Origin of the sequence: Paenibacillus glucanolyticus NBRC 15330, from assembly GCF_004000885.1 — a bacterium.
In the GTDB taxonomy this organism is placed as follows: Bacteria; Bacillota; Bacilli; order Paenibacillales; family Paenibacillaceae; genus Paenibacillus_AQ; species Paenibacillus_AQ glucanolyticus.
Map to the genome: position 1 here is coordinate 128,279 of NZ_BIMC01000003.1, position 16,445 is coordinate 144,723.

Genomic DNA, 16,445 nt, shown 5'->3' on the forward strand with positions numbered 1-16,445 from the left:
TAGCTAACCCCGCCCGCCGAATAGAATGTAGGTTGCCGTTTTACTTAGGTTCAGCACCTTGACGGTGATGTAGCTGATGGCGAAGATGATGGAGATATTCACGATCAGGCTGAGGGACGCTTCCAGAAACGTAGCCTCGACCTCGGTTCTGCCGGACAGCATCATCTCCACCAGCAGGTGAATCAGATAGATGCTGAAGCTGGCCCTGGAGACCGAACTGATCAGCTTCTGGATTTTGTGGTTTACTTGATCGCTGATCGTGGCTTCCTTCTCCTTGAAGAAAACAAACAAGCCGACCGCCATGAAGAAGGTGGTCATGGAATAGTTGCCGTAGAACATCTCATCCAGCACACCGCTGCGCAGCGAGACAAAATAAGTGGCTACCGGCGTGAGGAAGAACGAGACGATGCCCAGATTGTATAATATATTTTTGAGCTTTAGCGGCAGCTCGTAATGGAACAGATAGTACCCCAGTATAAAATAGCCCAGGAATCCCATGAAGAACGGAATGTTCATAATCGGAATGTTAATATATTGATCGGTTGCCCGGAATACCGTGTCCGAGATGAAGCGATACGCAATGCTGACGATAAACCATAACAGCAGGTAGTACCTGAGATCCTTCTCGCTGCAGGATTTGATAAACTTGCTGATCAGCGGTACCGTCATATAGATGGCAATAATGGCATACAGGAACCAGAGATGCACATAATTCCGGTCGGTCAGCAGCCGATAACCGAAATCGACCACGAACTCATAGGCGTTCATGCGGCTTCTCATAATGTAGTACTGATTGTACAAGCCATAGATGAGCGACCAGGTCAGGAGGGGAATGAGCAGCGGCAGCACGCGCTTCACGTAGAATTCCCGGTAGGTCGTGATTTGGGTTCGGAGAATCATGGCGCCGCTGATCATGAAGAATACCGGCACGGCGAAGCGGGAAATGGAATTAAACCCGTTGCTGATCCACCATGAGGAGGAATTGAAGTCATTCGTGCTGGTCAGCACCTCCGCTGTATAATGCAATATAATGACGGCAACGATGGATAGAATTCTTAGAATATCTACGTATACGATTCTTTTATTTGGAACCATGCTGTTTGAGCAGCCTCCTTCTTCATGACTTAATTCGATCCTGCGGCGATGTTCTGGCTGATGGTAGCAACGCCTTTCCGCTCCACGAAGCCCCAGCCCTCATCATTGTCAAAATATTTAAATGTGCCCGCAATATTGATGTACAGCAGCAAATTTCGGTAGGTTAACAGCTCCACTTGGCTGAACAGGAACATTCTCATATAATCCATAAACGTATACGTACTGCCGTACTTACGGCATAAGTACAAAGAAATGATGACCTGGGCCGCATTGAGCAGCACGCTTATAAGCAGGAACAGGATGGCATGCAGCAGGTTTCCGCCAAAGATCAGCGTCTGCCCCAGATAAAATATCGTGGTAAATGCCGAGAGGGTTCCCAGCATAAACCCGTCAATAGCAAAAAACAGGCTCACGCTGACGCTGAATTTCTGGGACAGCCTGGACCAGTAGATCAGGATGCAATCAACAAATGCCTTCTGCCAGCGAATCCGCTGCTTATAGAAGTTCTGGAGATTCTCGGGGCATTCGGTATAACATACCGCTTCGGGCGCGTATACCAGCGTTTTCTTCAGTCGATTGGCTTTGATATATTCATGAATTTTCAAGGTAATGTCGATATCCTCGCCTACCGTGCTGCGGAAGCCGGCCACATGGACCAGAACGTCCTTGTAAAAGGCACCAAAGGCGCCTGAAATCACAACGATCGAATTAAAATGCGATTGCGTAAGTTTGCGGACATAGAAGCCGTGCGTATAATTGATGATCTGGCTCTTAATGAGCCCTTTTCCGCGAAATTTCTCCACAATCGCACCGTTCTCATCCCGCACAGCACCCTGCACAATCTTGACGGTACCGCCAAGCGCAATGATGTCGTCATCATGAAAATATTGATTCACATACTTGAGCGAGTCGGCTTCCAGCATGCTGTCTGCATCCAGGGTAATCACGATATCCGAGGCGGCATAATCGATGCCCGCATTCAGCGAATCCGCTTTTCCGCCATTCTGCTTGTCGATAACATAAATATGGTGGTAGAGATTGGAACGATAGAATCCTTTGATCGGTTTATAGGTCAGCTTGTTGTCTGCCGGCCTGTCATCCGGCTGTAAATCCAGCAGCTCGTCAAGCGTGGACATCGTCCCATCCTTGGAGCCGTCGTTGATGATCATGATCTCATAGTTGCTGTAATGCAGACCGGCCATGGCATCGATGCAATTTCGGATCGTCAGCTCCTCATTGTAGGCGGGAACGAGCACCGAAATTGATTTTTCGTCCAGATCTGCATTCAGCTTCTTCACTTTGCTGCATAGCAGCGGAATTACCGTATACAGGGCTTGAAACACCAGAAATACACCGGCTAATCCGTAAAAAAAGTACTCCAAACTCCTCACTCCTCTCTTCTCTATCTCTCTTTGTGATGAAGACCAGTATGGTGCGCCAACTCTATGGGATTTGAGGTGAATCGGCACTTTCTCTATATCGATCAATGTCAAGGGGTAAATTTGGTTGCGCAGGGATACTATCATCCATTTACAACCTTTCATTCCATATAAACCCATGTAACATCTTATGTAATAAACTATCGTAATTGGCTCCCAAAAGTAAAACCGCGCTATGGAGCAAGAAAACGAATACATAGATGCTTTTCGAGTACAGTCTCCGTTTTGGTGCATCTTCCTATATTTTAGGCGGCTAAAGCGATTTAACGAGGAATGCATTCTGGAACATTTCGTGTAACTTCGATAGAACTGGACTTAAATCGACGCCATTCTTCAGGAATGACTTGATATTTACAGGGGGTCCCTTAGAATGGTAGAGAAGAAGATGATAGAGGAGTTCAGGACATGAATGAGGTTGTTGTACGAAACAACGTGAAAGTGATAGGAGACGGGGAGCGCACACTCATGCTGGCGCATGGATTCGGCTGCGACCAGAGCATGTGGAAATATATCTTGCCTGCCTTCGAGCCGCATTATCGCATCGTGCTGTTCGATTACGTAGGCTCGGGACGATCCGATCTATCGGCGTATACATCGGAGAGGTACAGCAGCCTGGACGGGTACGTGCAGGATGTGCTGGATATCATGGAAGCGCTGCAGCTTCAGGACGTTATCTTCATAGGTCATTCCGTGAGCTCCATGATCGGGATGCTGGCATCCATCCAGCGGCCGGACTATTTTGAACAATTAATCATGATCGGACCTTCAGCCCGCTATTTGAATGGTGACGGGTATGTTGGAGGTTTTGATAAAAGCGATGTGACCGAATTGCTGGCGATGATGGAGATGAACTTCGCGGGCTGGGCGAGCTTTCTCGCGCCGATTGCCATGAACAATCCAGAGCTTCCCAAGCTGATCAAAGAACTGGAACGAAGTTTCATCTCCACAGACCCTGGGATTACCAGAGAGTTTGCCGAGGTGACCTTTTTCTCGGACTGCCGGAATGAATTGTCTCGCGTTACCGTGCCTGTGCTCATTATGCAGTGTTCGGATGACAGCATCGTGCCGATTGCAGCCGGCGAATATTTACATAAACACCTCCATAACAGTACATTCCGCCTCATGGAGGCAAAAGGCCATTATCCGCATATCAGTCATCCGGAGGAAACCATTACGATAATTCAGGAGTATCTGAAATAAGCGTGTATTCTAAGGATGAGGGCCCGTACGGAAAGGATCGATCAATAAGCAATGGATGAGCGATTGAAATATGCACCCTGCGGTTATGTCTCCATAACCCAGCAAGGCATCGTAAGAGAGGTGAACCAAACCTTCCTTCATATGATGGGATACCTTGAAGAAGACGTGGTGCAGAAGCATTTTGAAGCGATGATGTCGACGGCAAACAAGCTGATATTCCACTCCTATTTCTATCCGCATATCCATCTTGACGGACATGTGGAAGAGCTGTTTATCCGTTTAAAGAACAGTCGGGGCGATTCTGTTCCCTTCATATTGAATGGTCGACGGTTTGAGCGGGAAGGCGAAGAATGGCTGGACTGCGTACTGGTGCAGATGGGAAGGCGCATTGATTATGAGATGGAGCTGAGGACGGCCAAGAGGCAGATTGAGGAAGCGTATTGGGAGAAGGATCGGGCGCTTGGCGAGCTGAAGCATATTCATATGGAGATTGAACGGAAGCAGACGGAGCTGATGGAGATTAATGCGGTCTTGGTCGAATTGTCGAATACGGACAAGCTGACAGGACTGAAGAACCGCAGGTTCTTTCAAGAGCAGCTCGAAGAGCAGCTGAGACTTTACAACCAATCAGGACGTCCATTTTCCTTGTTCCTCATCGACATCGATTATTTCAAGCGCGTGAACGACACATGGGGACATGCGGTGGGAGATGAGGTTCTGGTTGATGTAGCGGGTATACTGAAATCCTGTGCACGTGAAGGAGATGTCGTGGCCCGTTATGGCGGGGAAGAGTTCGTGATGATTCTGCCGGGGCTGGATGTGGCGGAAGCAAGGGAGATTGCGGAGCAGTTCAGGCGCGCAGTCAATGATGCCATCTGGACAACAGGCAGCATTACTATCAGCATCGGCATGATCACAGCGACGCCGGAGGACCATGAGGCGGCACTCCTGCAAAAAGCGGATCAGGCTCTGTATGCCTCCAAGCAAAACGGCAGAAACCAGGTCACCCATCATGTGGATTTGAAGCTTCCCGGGTATTCGCACTAATAATGACGATTGTTTTGATTGCTACAAAAAGCCATAACCCAGGTGAGCTAAGGCTCGCATGGTTATGGCTTTTCAGGTTTATCCGAGTATTTCAGGTGGGTGTCGTCTCACACGCTTCATCATGCTTCGCCAAGTGGCGAGCAGCCAGAGACTTCGTCCCTCAGGACAGACGTTTACCGGGCAAGGCGGACCCCAAACACCGCTTGAATTACTGTCCGGCACTGCGCCGGTTGTACGAGTCGGTGTACGTGCTGTGCCGGAAGTGCAGAATCGGGTCATCGGACAGCGCCATGCCCTCCGCCATGACCGTGGGGTCCATGAGCAGCCCCTCGGGCTCCTCGATGATGTCGGTGACGTAGAGATGGCCAAGGATGACTCGTTTACGGTCGTCCGGCCATGCGCGGGTAGGATCATCTGTGGGATCGCCGGCTTCCCCGAAAATGGCATCCAGCTGGAATACAGCTGGTGCTGTCTCAAGGCGAAGGTGCAGCTCGTCCATCAGATAATCCTCTGGCTGCTGTGCGGCATCCTTGATAGACAGCGTCTCCACACCGCCTTCCGGCAGCCATTCGAATTTCACGGGCCGGGCATTTCCCTGCGAGTCGAGGAACAAGTAGGCATGGATGCAATAATAATGACAGGCAGCATAGCTGGCCGGCGGCTTTAGAAGTTTTACAGCCAGAAGGCTTTCTTTGCTCTCCGAGAAATGGATGATGATCTCTCGAATCAGATCTATCGGTCCCCGCTCGCCTTCCCGAGTCTCGTTAACGGTCTTCATGATGTCAAGAAACGATTCGGGTGTACGGGCAAAAAAGACCGGCACCGTGGCCCCTACCAAGTAAGTAACATCGCCCCCAGGCAGGGTGAATTGGACGGCCATCCCTTTGGCCGGAGATAACAGGTCAGCCATGGCCGGGTTGGTTGAAACGCCGGAGAAGCGGACGATTGCGGGCGTCTCCGCCTGTTCCTGCATATGAGGGGCCGTGGTAAAGGCTGCGCCCAGGCCGCTCGACCGGAAGCTGGCACGGCAGCAGAATCCCTTGGCATGCGCCCGGCGGTAGCCGGGATGCACGCCGGACAGATCCTCAAGGGCATTCACCGTTTGCGACGTGATATCGGATGGAGCAGAATCCGGAACCGGATGAGTACGGCCAGACTGCGCGTCTGTCATCATCTCTTCCTCCTCGCGTTGTCATTAATTACCACGAGAGTGTGCCCCATTAACTTGTTTTTTATGAGAGTAGGGGAATCTACATGAATTCGTAGAAGTAACGAATGAAATGAAAAAAGATCGGCGAGGTGTAGGTCAGGCTGTCCACCCGGCTTAAGTAGCTTTTCTTCAACGCATCGAACCGTCCATCGTCGCCGATTAATAGATCCCGCTTCAGCACCGATACCGTCAAGCTGCCGAAGAAGCCGCTGAGGCTGATCAGCATGCCGGATAAGAGGGCGAAGGTCGGGCTGAGCGGCGTCAGATAGGGGTAGATGAGGTAGGCGCATCCTGTTGTTGCAAGAAACGCACAGGCAAAGCCTTCCCAAGTCAGGTTGGGGTTCGATGTTGGCACGATTCTGCGTCTGCCAAAATAGAGGGAAGCGATGGTGTGCGCCACATCGTTGAGCTGTGTTAATACAACGAGAAACAGCACGAGTCCTGCTCCATACTGGGGCGACGCAAATTGGAAGTAGGCCAGGTGGCTGAGCCCGAACACCATCAGCATCAGACCCCACTGGGTCGAGCTGACGCTGCGCATGAACCCGACGGTGCCTTTGTTGATCAATCGCGGGAGCGGCAGCACCAGGAATACATAAATCGGTATGAATACAATAAACATGCCGTACCATTCGATATAGATCCAGTAGAACTGGACAGGTATGGTTAAATACGCCCACAGGAACAGTCGGCGGTCGGCTTTTCTTGTTTTGATCATGGAGAAATACTCTTTGAGCGTAAAGAAAGTAAGCACCATCAGGGATAGCAGAGAAACGACGGGATTCAGAAACGTCGCCAGGCAGAAGATGACCAGCATGCCCCACCAGGTTTTGATGCGGAATCCTACATCGGTATAATCGATATTCGGCTGCGTCTTGCTCATCACATAATAGAGGAGCTGAATGACCGACAGGACGGAGAATATCAGGATTAAGGTTAGTATCGAGCTTTCCATATGCCTATCATCACCAACTTGTCACGGGTAGGATTTTTCGTTCTGCTGCAGGAATCATATGTTATTATGAAGGAATAACTCCAAATTGATAAGGGGAAATTTCGTAAATGGTAGACGATCGCTCGGTCTTTATACTGCTTACCAATACCGGAACGCTCTTTACAAAAGTCATTCAGGGCTATACGAGAGCACCTTACAATCATGCTTCGATCTCCTTTAACCGGGAGCTGTCGGAGTTATATAGCTTCGGAAGAAAGAATCCGAACAACCCGCTGAACGGCGGGTTTGTGAAGGAGGATCTGAGGACGGGAACGTTCAGCAAGTACCCCAATACGACATGTGTCATCTATGAGCTTCGGGTGTCTGAACGCGACATCGAGAAAATGAAGCGGGTCTTGCAGGCCTTCATCCGAAAGGACAAAAAATACTTTTATAATATATTGGGTGTGCTGGGCATCGCGCTCAAGGAACCGATTGAGTTCAGCAATTCCTACTTCTGCTCGCAATTTGTGGCAGAGATTCTGCACCGATCCGGCGTCAGGCTGTGGGATAAGCTGCCTGCCCTGGTAACGCCGGACGATTTTCGCCAAAGCGAGCGCCTGAACTTGATATATGAAGGAAAGCTAAGCGAGTACGAGGCTTGAACTTGGCGGCAAGTGCGCGGCCGCTTGCAATCCTCCTCCTACGCTCCCCTACCCGGGCATCCGAATTACGAACCGATGATGAAGGAACTGCGCAGTAGTATATTTGATCGAAATGAGCAGGAGGGCCACGTGTTTTTTGATTATGAGACGAGGGTGTATTGGGGAGAGGTTTAACAGAGTTTATTGTTTAAGCGCCGCTCGCCCGGGGTACTGGTACTACGAGTGCACCGATGAACTAAAAAGGAGCGGATGATCATGGAAGTCCATGTCAGATCTTTTTTCGTGAACGATGATGGAGAGGTCCCTAACAATCCTGAGCTGCCCGTCATTGTATACAATGGCGTGTTCGCGGATGACCCGAGCGGGCTGGAGGCAGCCTTTAACCGGCATCAATGGAGCGGCAGCTGGGCAGGCGGCGTATATGATTATCATCATTATCACAGCAACACGCACGAAGTTCTGGGCGTGAGGTCCGGAAGCGCGACCGTCCTCGTGGGCGGTGACGCAGGGGAGAGGCTGGAGATTTCTTCAGGCGATGTGATTGTGCTGCCAGCAGGTACTGCACATATGAAGCTGAGCAGCAGCCCTGATTTTGAAGTGATTGGTGCTTATCCCGAAGGGAACACGCCGAATCTGAGGGAGCGGAATCCGACGGATCGCGCGCAGGCCATCCACGAAATCAGAAGTGTCCCCGTCCCGGATACCGACCCGGTATTTGGCAAGGAAGGACCGCTGCTGCATAAATGGGTGAAATGATAAGATCGATAACCGCCGTATGGGAAGTAAAGAGATCGGGAGGCCGGCACTAAGACTGCGCATGCTGCGCAGGGCAGGTGCGGCCTCTTTTTTTATATACAGGAAATTGTAATGGAACTTGGCCCATGCTATCTTAAATAATGGAAGGTTTGGGTACATGGTTTTCAATTCTGCTAGTGGAGGTGCGGTATATGAAAGCGCTTTTTATTGGAGGGACCGGAACGATCAGCTCGGCAATCACGAAGCAGCTGCTGGAACAGGGGTGTGAGCTCTATCTGTTGAACCGGGGGAATCGAAATGACGCGCTGCCGGAGGGAGCGCATGTGCTGCAAGCTGATATTCATGATGAGGATCATGTGGCACAGCTCGTTTCGGACCTGCATTTTGACGTGGTGGCTGATTTCATCGCCTTTGAACCAGCCCATCTGGAGAGGGATTACCGCCTGTTTGAAGAGCGAACCAAGCAGTTCATTTTTATCAGCTCGGCTTCAGCCTATCAAACGCCTTTGTCCGATTATCGCATTACCGAGGGCACGCCATTATCGAATCCGTATTGGGAATATTCCCGTAATAAAATAGCATGTGAAGACTATCTGATGAAGCAGTACCGCGAGACAGGCTTTCCGGTTACGATCGTTAGACCGAGCCATACGTATGATGAACGCTCGATACCGCTTGGTGTTCATGGCAGCAAGGGGAGCTGGCAGGTCGTGAAGCGGATGCTGGAGAATAAACCCGTTATTATTCATGGAGATGGAACATCCCTGTGGACGTTGACGCACAACAGCGATTTTGCCAAAGGCTTCATCGGCCTGATGGGCAACATTCATGCCATTGGGGAGTCGGTGCACATTACGTCGGATGAGTCGCTCACCTGGAATCAGATTTACGGAATCATTGCGGATGCGCTTGGCGTACAGCTGAATGCGGTCCATGTGTCTTCCGAGTTCCTGGATGCCACCAGCACGCAGGATTTCCGCGGCTCGTTATGGGGTGATAAAGCCAACAGCGTTGTGTTTGATAACAGCAAGCTGAAACGGCTGGCTCCTGACTTCGTGGCAGCCATTCGCGCGGATCAGGGTATCAAGCAGACGGTGCGCCATATTCTGTCCCATCCGGAGCTGCAGCGGGAGGACGCGGAGTTTGATGAATGGTGTGACAAGGTGATCTCCGCATTGGAGAAAGCGAAGTCCCTTGTCAACGAATAGTGTTATCAAGGGCACCCCGACCGAGGGGTGTCCTTTTTTTGCGGATTTCCGTTAAGCCTTTTATAAAAGAAGGAATATGTTAGAATGGTACGATATGTTGAAACATAAACAGAACGGGAGAATATGAAATCATGTCGAATTTGCCGAATTGTCCGAAATGTAACTCAGAATATACGTATGAAGACGGGAATCTTCTGGTTTGCCCTGAATGTGCCCATGAATGGACCCTGGAGTCTGAAGCGGAGCATGACCAAGAGGCCAGGATCGTGAAAGACGCGAACGGAAATGTCCTGGTCGACGGTGACTCCGTAACGGTGATCAAAGATCTGAAAGTAAAGGGCAGCTCCTCCGTACTGAAAATAGGCACCAAGGTGAAAAATATCCGTCTGGTTGACGGCGATCACGATATCGATTGCAAAATCGACGGATTTGGCGCGATGAAATTGAAATCGGAATTTGTGAAAAAGATTTAAATTGTGCCCGCAGTCGTGAAGAAAGCAGGTGTAACGTGGATATTGTTCTGTTCGTGTTCATTATACTTGTGGCATCCATACTCCAGACCAGCACCGGGTTCGGGTTCTCCATCCTGGCGACTCCGTTTCTGCTGCTGCTATTCCAGCCGGCTGAAGCGATTCAGATCAACCTGGTTCTATCCCTTGTGATTTCAGCTGCGCTGATCGCCAAGATTCGCAAGGATATCGACTATGGCATCTTAAAAAGATTGGTCATCGGAAGCGCAGCCGGTCTGCCTGCAGGGATCATCGTGTTCTCGCTCATCGATATCGATGCTTTGAAATTAGGCGTGAGCCTCATCATTCTGGCCCTAACCGCGCTGCTGATGCTGAAGTTTAGAATCCGCCAGAACCGGGGCAGAGATTTGGCAGTGGGAGGACTATCGGGCTCTCTGACAACCAGTATTGGTATGCCAGGCCCGCCGTTACTGTTATATTTCTCCGGCACGGATACGCAGAAGGCCAAGCTTCGAGGGACAACCCTGGCCTTCTATTTGTTCATATATTCGCTCAGCCTGATCATTCAGGTGACGGTGGCGGGAACGAGCAAGACGGTCTGGATGTCCAGCGGAATCGCACTTCCCTTGGTCTTCGCCGGGCTGTTCATCGGACAACGTTTATTCAACGTCATTAACCAGCGGGTGTTTCAAATCTTCACCTACATCATCTTAATCTTTACGGGTGTGTACATGCTGATCGAGAGCCTGTAATGAAGAGTTATCGTGCCGTGTTCTTCAGCATCGCCTCTGCGAGCAGGGGAAACAGGTTATCAAAAGCATGCGTATTGCCGTCAAATACATAACCTCCCGGATAAGCGGGATCTTGGCCCCGGAATTGGGTCATACGATCGTATAATTGCTGTGCCCAAGGGAGGTCATCCGTTTTCAGCGCGAGAATTATGGCCAGAGCGTATACAGCAGGGGACTCATAAGCCGCGTCCGGCTTGCGGGTCTCCCGGTGGTAGCGGCCAACCAGCTGTCCGTTCTGCTGAAACTCTTCCTTGAGGAAAGGTATAAGCTTCCTCGGTGGATGGTTCATCTCCGCCAGGTGAATGCCAACGATCAGCTGGTCAATCAGATTGACCGAGGTGTCGTATTCATATTGGCCGGAGCCGATCTGAAAAGTCTTGGGATAGAAGACGCCGTCATTCGGCATATGGAACAGCAGGTCTTGGTATCGTGCATAATCCTGGCTGGACAGAATTCCGATCTGCTCCATCTCCCGCAGTGCGGATATATCTGCATAGACCAGGCTTAACACGGCTGGCGATTCATTCCGCTCAAAATCATGATAATCCACCAAATATCCTTTGGTTTGAGAGGAGGCCTGCAATGTCGACCCGATCCTTTTTGCCAATGGAAGATAGGACTCGTTGTTGTCCCACAGTCTGGATGCCTTCAGCAAGGCGTCCAGGATTCGCAGATCATCGCCCAGCGCATTCGTGGTTACGTCGGATCGTCCGTCCGGTCTAAGCTTCCACCGGATATAGGTCTCCTTGTTCTGGTGAAGGAAATAAGTTGTAAGTAGTTGAACGCTCTCATCGAACCTTGCCTGATCACCGGATAGGATGGCGTACTGCATCCAGAGCCCGAGTGACTCGGATAACGCTTCTCTGCCTGCAACGATATCCGGGTGCTCTGAAGGAGCCGGCTTGAGATAGGTAGCCAGCGTACCGTTATCGTTCCGCATATGTTCTTCGATAAACGCAGCGGTCATGTCGGGGTTCTCCCTGTTCTGAAGGATGGAATAAGTTATAAAAAAGATGCCGGTAAAAGCAAGGGTGGCGGTGATTGCAAGAATGGTTTTCTTGCGGGTCGAAAATCGCTTTGTCATAGGTTCACCTCGAACATACTATTCTACACTTGCGTGCCAATGCCTTTAAGAAGAGCTGGGGATGGCTGCATACAGCCTTTTTTTGATTATAGCTTTGTTGATTATAAGCTTTGTTATACCCCAAAAAGGGCTGTACCCTGGATGTTTGAAGTACAAAACATCCAGGGTACAGCCCTTATGTATAAGCATAGGATCGGCTATTGCAAACGGACAATCTTCAAACTCTGATCCTGCAGATGCTGAATGATTCGCGGCAAGGCATCCACAACCGCCTGCGATTCGTGCAGAAGAATAATGGAGCCGGAAGCCTCGATGTGCTGGACATAATCCAGGATTTTATCCTCGTCGCGAGTCAGCCAATCCTCAGGGTCCCGGTTCCAGAGCACCATTTTGTTGCCTTGGTGACGGCTTAATGCTTCGGTCTGGCCATCAAACGCCCCGTAAGGCGGGCGGAAGAGCACCAATTTCTCGTGCGTAATATTCTCAATGAGTTCAGCCACGCGGGTCAGTTCCATTTCCTGCTGTTTATAGGATAGGCTCGACATTTGGCTATGGGTCATGGAGTGGCTGCCGATCGAAAATCCATTGGCATGGATAGCCTGGACATAATCGGGATGTTTTTTCACATTGGTGCCCACAAAGAAGAACGTGCCGCCCACCCCATATTTTTGCAAGATGTTCATGATATCCACGGAGTGCTTGGAGGGTCCATCATCGAATGTTAGAGCTACATAGCCTTTGGGAATGCTGAAGCTGATAAACTCATCAAGCTCCAGATATGGAACGGTGTCAGAAGGAAGATGATGATCCTCCGGCTGTTTCTCAGTTTCCTCCTCCAGCGAAGCTACGGGTTTAGCCATTATCGTATGTCGGTTCTCGGCCAGCAGCTGGATGACCGTTTCTACCTCCACCGCGGCCGTTGTTGCTTGGCGGGGCTGAATGCCACTTGGATCTGAGTAATTAAATGAACTTAATAACAACACAAAGATCAAACTCATCATGGTTGCGCTTACCAGCTTTAGCGGAAGCCGATGCCTTTTCCTTCCGGAACGTCGGGCGTCTATACCCTCCTCGGTCGGTACTGCTATGGGTTCATCAGGCTCAGATCGATACGCAGACAGGAAGGGCAAAGTATGTAAGTCATCCAAACGCCTTGCATTCTTAATCGACTCTAATTCGTTTCTGAAAGAAACCGAGCACGCGAATTGAAACCGATCACTATGATCACGATATGTACGCGTAATTAAACCCATGTATTGCTGTTGATTTACATCCCATACGGTTTGCAAGGATAATCGGTATTTGTGAATCCCGTTGAATTCCGACACGGCTGCTATATTCTCGATGGTATCGGTATCAGTGATCCATATTAGCTCTGCCGATTCAGTGAAGGACAGCTTGATTCGTAGACCGAAGACTTCGGAATCCCTCTCGATAGCCAGCAGTTCAATGACTTTTCCATAGGAGTCTGACATGAAGGCCCCCCTTTCTCTAGATGTTAGATTACGGGCTGTATTTATTCAGATGATGTGCTGGAAGCCGATGTCTTCGGTGAGAAGGAGAAGGACATTTTCTCGGTAAAATCATTGATGGTCTGCATCAGTCTGGCTTTATCATCCAGAATATTCTGGTATTGCTCCGCGTATTTCTCGTTTGCGATCTCCAGCTCGCGGACCTTCTCTTCAAGCGAGCTGATCTTGAGCATGCTTTGATATTGTGAATGGTTAGCCTCTTCATAGAGCTTGTTATATTTGGCGGTCTCCGTTTCGAGCTGGTTGGAGAGCTTCTCGTACGCCAGGTTCGATGTCAGCTGATATTCCTTGTAGTCCTCAAGCAGCTGGTCGTAACTCATCTGTTTGTTGGTCAGCACATTCTCGAGCTCGCGGATCTCTTTGTTCTTCTCCTGAACGAGCTGATCTCTCTTGATCTGCTCGTGCTTATACCGGTTAATCGTTTCGTTTGCGGTTAAGAGCTGGTCCTCCAAGCCTTTATTCTTATAAGACAGCAATTGGCGTTCCTTCAGCATGTTCTCGATGGACACAATGACGTCAAGGCCGATTTTGTCCTGATTATCCTTGGAGAACAGATGTTTATTGCTCTCTGCAGCAGGCATCTCAGCCTCTACGGAATAAGCCGTTTCCTCTTCTGCCGCTGCGGCGATCTCCTGGTATTCGGTGTTGTTCTTCTCGGGTTGGCTCTGATTCGAGCGAGCATTCTTAAACCAGACCATACCTTTTTTTTCTGTTTCCCTGGCCAAAATATCAACTCCTATATATTTCAATGAATGTCATATGAGATTAGAGTAAAAGACCCTACTAATAGTCATCGGTAAAAACACCCTAAAAACTTTGCCCTGTTCCCTTGTGAAAACAAAAAAAAGCCCCACAGCGTTGTGGGGGCATGAAAGCGGCAAATCAGCCGTTCCTTATGGACGAAAGAGCGGGGACTCTGATAGAAAAAAAGGATGTGCAGATGCTGCACTCCTCTATTCAGGCTTCTGAATGATCAGTTTCGGGGCGATGACATCCACCCGATTCGTCCAAATTCCGCCGCTGTAATCGTCTGGCAGCCGCTGCAGATCCAGCTCGGAGTCAAAGCCCTCCGACCAGCCCCCGTCTCCGGCAACCAGGATGACGCGCGTATTGATGCTGTCCATCCGGTTCAGGAATTTATCGGGCCAGCCCCATAAATAGCGGGCATACTTCTCCGGGATGTGCAGCTGGGTGTTGCGGCAGACCGAGGGAATGTAACCGCTCCAGCCGGCTCCGGCGTAGGATACAAGACAGCTCTTGAGTGTATCCATCGACATGACGCGCAGAGAAGGCAGCTGCGATTTTAACGTACGAATCGGTTGATCGTCCCCGTAAACGGTCAGCTGGCTAAGACGCTTCAGCGGCAGCCCGGCCAGATAGTCCGCAAGCAGCTTCCCTTCCTCTGGGTCTGTGCTTTTGATATGGATAAGAAATTCCCCGTCCGGGAATTCCGTTAACACTTCCTCTAATGATGGAATCAGGCCCACGCCCTTGCCGCGGAACGGATAGGTGGCCCCTTGATCAGCCGTGTAGCCATACCCGATGTCTATTTTTTTCAGCTGGTCCATGGTATAATCCTTGACCGAGCCCTCCACATTGGTGCGGCAATCCAGAGTCCAGTCATGGAACACAGCGATCTGACCGTCCTTGGTCGGCTTGACATCCAGCTCCACGATATCGGCACCGGCCTCAAACGCAGCTTCCATGGACGGAAGGGTATTTTCCAGATAGGCATGCTCCGGCACATAGATGCGGGAAGCGGTGCAAGTGTCAGCCTCAATGCCCTCCATCGGGAAGGTCTGACCGAGCCCGCGATGGGCCAGCAGCAGCGGCTCTCCATGACGGTCTTCGGTGAATAGCGATGTATTATTAACAAATAGAAATACAAACAGAACGACAAAAAACAGTGTGATATTCTTCCATCTTTTTAGTGTTCGCATGATCCAATCCCCCAAAATCGTTTACAATAAGCAGTATAGTAGATTTGATTAACTTCTCTCTCTAAGTTCTCTATTTCTTTCTCTTATTTAAATCTTAGTGATTTTGGGCGCATACTCAATGGCTGGAGCATGACAATTGCATAATAGCGAACTGATAAATACGATAGGTAATTTAAGGAAACAGGAGGGAGCATGATGGACAAATCCTCCTTTTTGATGGTGGAGCGGGGGAATCCCTACGAGCGTGGAGACGTAATACCGTTAACCAAACCGATGATGGTGCTTGGCCGCAAGGGGCAGCACTTTCATCCGGATATTGCGTTTGATAATATTTTTGTGTCCCGGCGGCATGCGGCGCTGCTGTATAGAAACGGGCATTTCAGCATTAAGGACCTGGACAGCAAGCATGGAACCTATGTCAATAAGGAGCGGCTGGCTCCTCAAGAGGAAGTTCCCCTTCAGCATGGGGATATCATTGTGCTGGCGGGCGATCTTATCGTGCTGTCCTTCTCGATTCTGAGCATGGATGAGACGATGGACATCACGCCGCTGATCAAACATCTGGCCGCTATTGAGACGTCCGGCGGATTTCAGCTGAACCCTTTTAAGCAGGAGATGGTATACGGCGAAGACGTGTACGCTTTTTCGGAAAAAGAGTACAAGTGCATGGAGCTGCTTATTCATCATCAAGGCCAGTTTGTGTCCAAGGAGCAGTTGAAGACCTACGTGTGGCCCGAGCGAAGCTGCAGCACGGACGAAGTGCCCGACGTGAGCTCGGAGGAGCTGAACGCGCTGATCTATCGGGTGCGCAAGAAGACGCGGAATATTCTGGCGATTGAGAGCATCCGTGGAAAGGGTTATATCCTTCAGTCCGAAGATGAGCGGTAATCATGTTTGCACAATTCAGATAAAAAACAGACAGGCAGGCTCTTCCTCATTTTGCGGGAGGAGCCTGTTTTTTAGCTGAATTTACGGCAATGGGGAAGAGTGAAGCCATTTATTTTCAAGGATTATGGATAGCGAAAGGGAACCTGATGATGTGTATCGAAGTGTAACAGCATAGAATTTTGAATG

At 50.0% G+C, this 16,445-nt stretch carries 16 protein-coding genes; 8 read left to right on the plus strand and 8 right to left on the minus strand.

The window, feature by feature from the left end:
- Nucleotides 1-3 precede the first annotated feature (3 nt).
- Complete coding sequence (locus tag PGL02S_RS06690; protein ID WP_006207218.1) at nucleotides 4-1,095, minus strand: acyltransferase; 1,092 nt, start codon at nucleotides 1,093-1,095, stop codon at nucleotides 4-6.
- Between the two features lie 29 nt (nucleotides 1,096-1,124).
- Nucleotides 1,125-2,477, minus strand: a complete 1,353-nt coding sequence (locus tag PGL02S_RS06695; RefSeq protein ID WP_036640384.1) for a glycosyltransferase family 2 protein — start codon at nucleotides 2,475-2,477, stop codon at nucleotides 1,125-1,127.
- 462 nt (nucleotides 2,478-2,939) lie between these two features.
- Between PGL02S_RS06695 and PGL02S_RS06700 the strand changes: the two genes are divergently transcribed.
- On the plus strand, nucleotides 2,940-3,734 hold the full coding sequence (locus PGL02S_RS06700; protein WP_036640383.1) for an alpha/beta fold hydrolase: 795 nt from the start codon (nucleotides 2,940-2,942) through the stop codon (nucleotides 3,732-3,734).
- 51 nt (nucleotides 3,735-3,785) lie between these two features.
- Complete coding sequence (locus tag PGL02S_RS06705) at nucleotides 3,786-4,781, plus strand: sensor domain-containing diguanylate cyclase (RefSeq protein WP_063455969.1); 996 nt, start codon at nucleotides 3,786-3,788, stop codon at nucleotides 4,779-4,781.
- Nucleotides 4,782-4,989: 208 nt separating this feature from the next.
- Here PGL02S_RS06705 and PGL02S_RS06710 read toward each other — a convergent pair whose 3' ends face one another.
- Both PGL02S_RS06710 and PGL02S_RS06715 read right to left on the minus strand, forming a co-directional pair.
- A complete protein-coding gene (locus tag PGL02S_RS06710; protein ID WP_051449203.1) occupies nucleotides 4,990-5,952 on the minus strand; it encodes a catalase family peroxidase in 963 nt (320 codons plus the stop codon).
- A gap of 79 nt (nucleotides 5,953-6,031) precedes the next feature.
- On the minus strand, nucleotides 6,032-6,946 hold the full coding sequence (locus PGL02S_RS06715; protein WP_036640378.1) for a phosphatidate cytidylyltransferase: 915 nt from the start codon (nucleotides 6,944-6,946) through the stop codon (nucleotides 6,032-6,034).
- A 107-nt stretch (nucleotides 6,947-7,053) separates the two neighbouring features.
- Here PGL02S_RS06715 and PGL02S_RS06720 point away from each other — a divergent pair, with 107 nt between their 5' ends.
- From PGL02S_RS06720 to PGL02S_RS06745, 5 genes are all read left to right on the plus strand, one after another.
- Nucleotides 7,054-7,590, plus strand: coding sequence for a hypothetical protein (locus PGL02S_RS06720; RefSeq protein WP_006207212.1), 537 nt, complete (start codon nucleotides 7,054-7,056; stop codon nucleotides 7,588-7,590).
- A 255-nt stretch (nucleotides 7,591-7,845) separates the two neighbouring features.
- Nucleotides 7,846-8,346: a cupin domain-containing protein gene (locus PGL02S_RS06730; protein ID WP_006207211.1), complete on the plus strand. Its 501-nt coding sequence runs from the start codon at nucleotides 7,846-7,848 to the stop codon at nucleotides 8,344-8,346.
- Nucleotides 8,347-8,537: 191 nt separating this feature from the next.
- Complete coding sequence (locus tag PGL02S_RS06735) at nucleotides 8,538-9,554, plus strand: SDR family oxidoreductase (protein ID WP_036640376.1); 1,017 nt, start codon at nucleotides 8,538-8,540, stop codon at nucleotides 9,552-9,554.
- 131 nt (nucleotides 9,555-9,685) lie between these two features.
- Entirely contained in the window at nucleotides 9,686-10,027 is a 342-nt protein-coding gene (locus tag PGL02S_RS06740; RefSeq protein WP_006207209.1) for a zinc ribbon domain-containing protein YjdM, read from the plus strand.
- A 35-nt stretch (nucleotides 10,028-10,062) separates the two neighbouring features.
- The gene (locus PGL02S_RS06745) at nucleotides 10,063-10,776 is read left to right on the plus strand and encodes a sulfite exporter TauE/SafE family protein (protein WP_006207208.1); all 714 of its coding nucleotides are present in this window, start codon (nucleotides 10,063-10,065) and stop codon (nucleotides 10,774-10,776) included.
- Nucleotides 10,777-10,783: 7 nt separating this feature from the next.
- Here PGL02S_RS06745 and PGL02S_RS06750 read toward each other — a convergent pair whose 3' ends face one another.
- The 4 genes from PGL02S_RS06750 to PGL02S_RS06765 form a co-directional block, all read right to left on the minus strand.
- Nucleotides 10,784-11,899 (minus strand): glycosyl hydrolase family 8, encoded by a 1,116-nt coding sequence (locus tag PGL02S_RS06750; protein WP_036640374.1) that lies wholly within the window; start codon nucleotides 11,897-11,899, stop codon nucleotides 10,784-10,786.
- A 197-nt stretch (nucleotides 11,900-12,096) separates the two neighbouring features.
- Nucleotides 12,097-13,374, minus strand: a complete 1,278-nt coding sequence (locus PGL02S_RS06755; RefSeq protein ID WP_036640372.1) for a polysaccharide deacetylase family protein — start codon at nucleotides 13,372-13,374, stop codon at nucleotides 12,097-12,099.
- A 41-nt stretch (nucleotides 13,375-13,415) separates the two neighbouring features.
- Nucleotides 13,416-14,156 (minus strand): hypothetical protein, encoded by a 741-nt coding sequence (locus tag PGL02S_RS06760; protein WP_006207205.1) that lies wholly within the window; start codon nucleotides 14,154-14,156, stop codon nucleotides 13,416-13,418.
- 228 nt (nucleotides 14,157-14,384) lie between these two features.
- Nucleotides 14,385-15,371 (minus strand): glycerophosphodiester phosphodiesterase family protein, encoded by a 987-nt coding sequence (locus PGL02S_RS06765; protein ID WP_036640370.1) that lies wholly within the window; start codon nucleotides 15,369-15,371, stop codon nucleotides 14,385-14,387.
- Nucleotides 15,372-15,566: 195 nt separating this feature from the next.
- Between PGL02S_RS06765 and PGL02S_RS06770 the strand changes: the two genes are divergently transcribed.
- The gene (locus tag PGL02S_RS06770; RefSeq protein ID WP_036640366.1) at nucleotides 15,567-16,259 is read left to right on the plus strand and encodes an FHA domain-containing protein; all 693 of its coding nucleotides are present in this window, start codon (nucleotides 15,567-15,569) and stop codon (nucleotides 16,257-16,259) included.
- Nucleotides 16,260-16,445 lie beyond the last annotated feature (186 nt).

Bases quoted from the DNA above. Each gene is read 5' to 3' on its own strand.
- PGL02S_RS06690 (WP_006207218.1), bottom strand. From the start codon at position 1,095: ATGGTTCCAAATAAAAGAATCGTATACGTAGATATTCTAAGAATTCTA.
- PGL02S_RS06700 (WP_036640383.1), top strand. From the start codon at position 2,940: ATGAATGAGGTTGTTGTACGAAACAACGTGAAAGTGATAGGAGACGGG.
- PGL02S_RS06705 (WP_063455969.1), top strand. From the start codon at position 3,786: ATGGATGAGCGATTGAAATATGCACCCTGCGGTTATGTCTCCATAACC.
- PGL02S_RS06710 (WP_051449203.1), bottom strand. From the start codon at position 5,952: ATGACAGACGCGCAGTCTGGCCGTACTCATCCGGTTCCGGATTCTGCT.
- PGL02S_RS06715 (WP_036640378.1), bottom strand. From the start codon at position 6,946: ATGGAAAGCTCGATACTAACCTTAATCCTGATATTCTCCGTCCTGTCG.
- PGL02S_RS06720 (WP_006207212.1), top strand. From the start codon at position 7,054: ATGGTAGACGATCGCTCGGTCTTTATACTGCTTACCAATACCGGAACG.
- PGL02S_RS06730 (WP_006207211.1), top strand. From the start codon at position 7,846: ATGGAAGTCCATGTCAGATCTTTTTTCGTGAACGATGATGGAGAGGTC.
- PGL02S_RS06735 (WP_036640376.1), top strand. From the start codon at position 8,538: ATGAAAGCGCTTTTTATTGGAGGGACCGGAACGATCAGCTCGGCAATC.
- PGL02S_RS06740 (WP_006207209.1), top strand. From the start codon at position 9,686: ATGTCGAATTTGCCGAATTGTCCGAAATGTAACTCAGAATATACGTAT.
- PGL02S_RS06750 (WP_036640374.1), bottom strand. From the start codon at position 11,899: ATGACAAAGCGATTTTCGACCCGCAAGAAAACCATTCTTGCAATCACC.
- PGL02S_RS06755 (WP_036640372.1), bottom strand. From the start codon at position 13,374: ATGTCAGACTCCTATGGAAAAGTCATTGAACTGCTGGCTATCGAGAGG.
- PGL02S_RS06765 (WP_036640370.1), bottom strand. From the start codon at position 15,371: ATGCGAACACTAAAAAGATGGAAGAATATCACACTGTTTTTTGTCGTT.
- PGL02S_RS06770 (WP_036640366.1), top strand. From the start codon at position 15,567: ATGGACAAATCCTCCTTTTTGATGGTGGAGCGGGGGAATCCCTACGAG.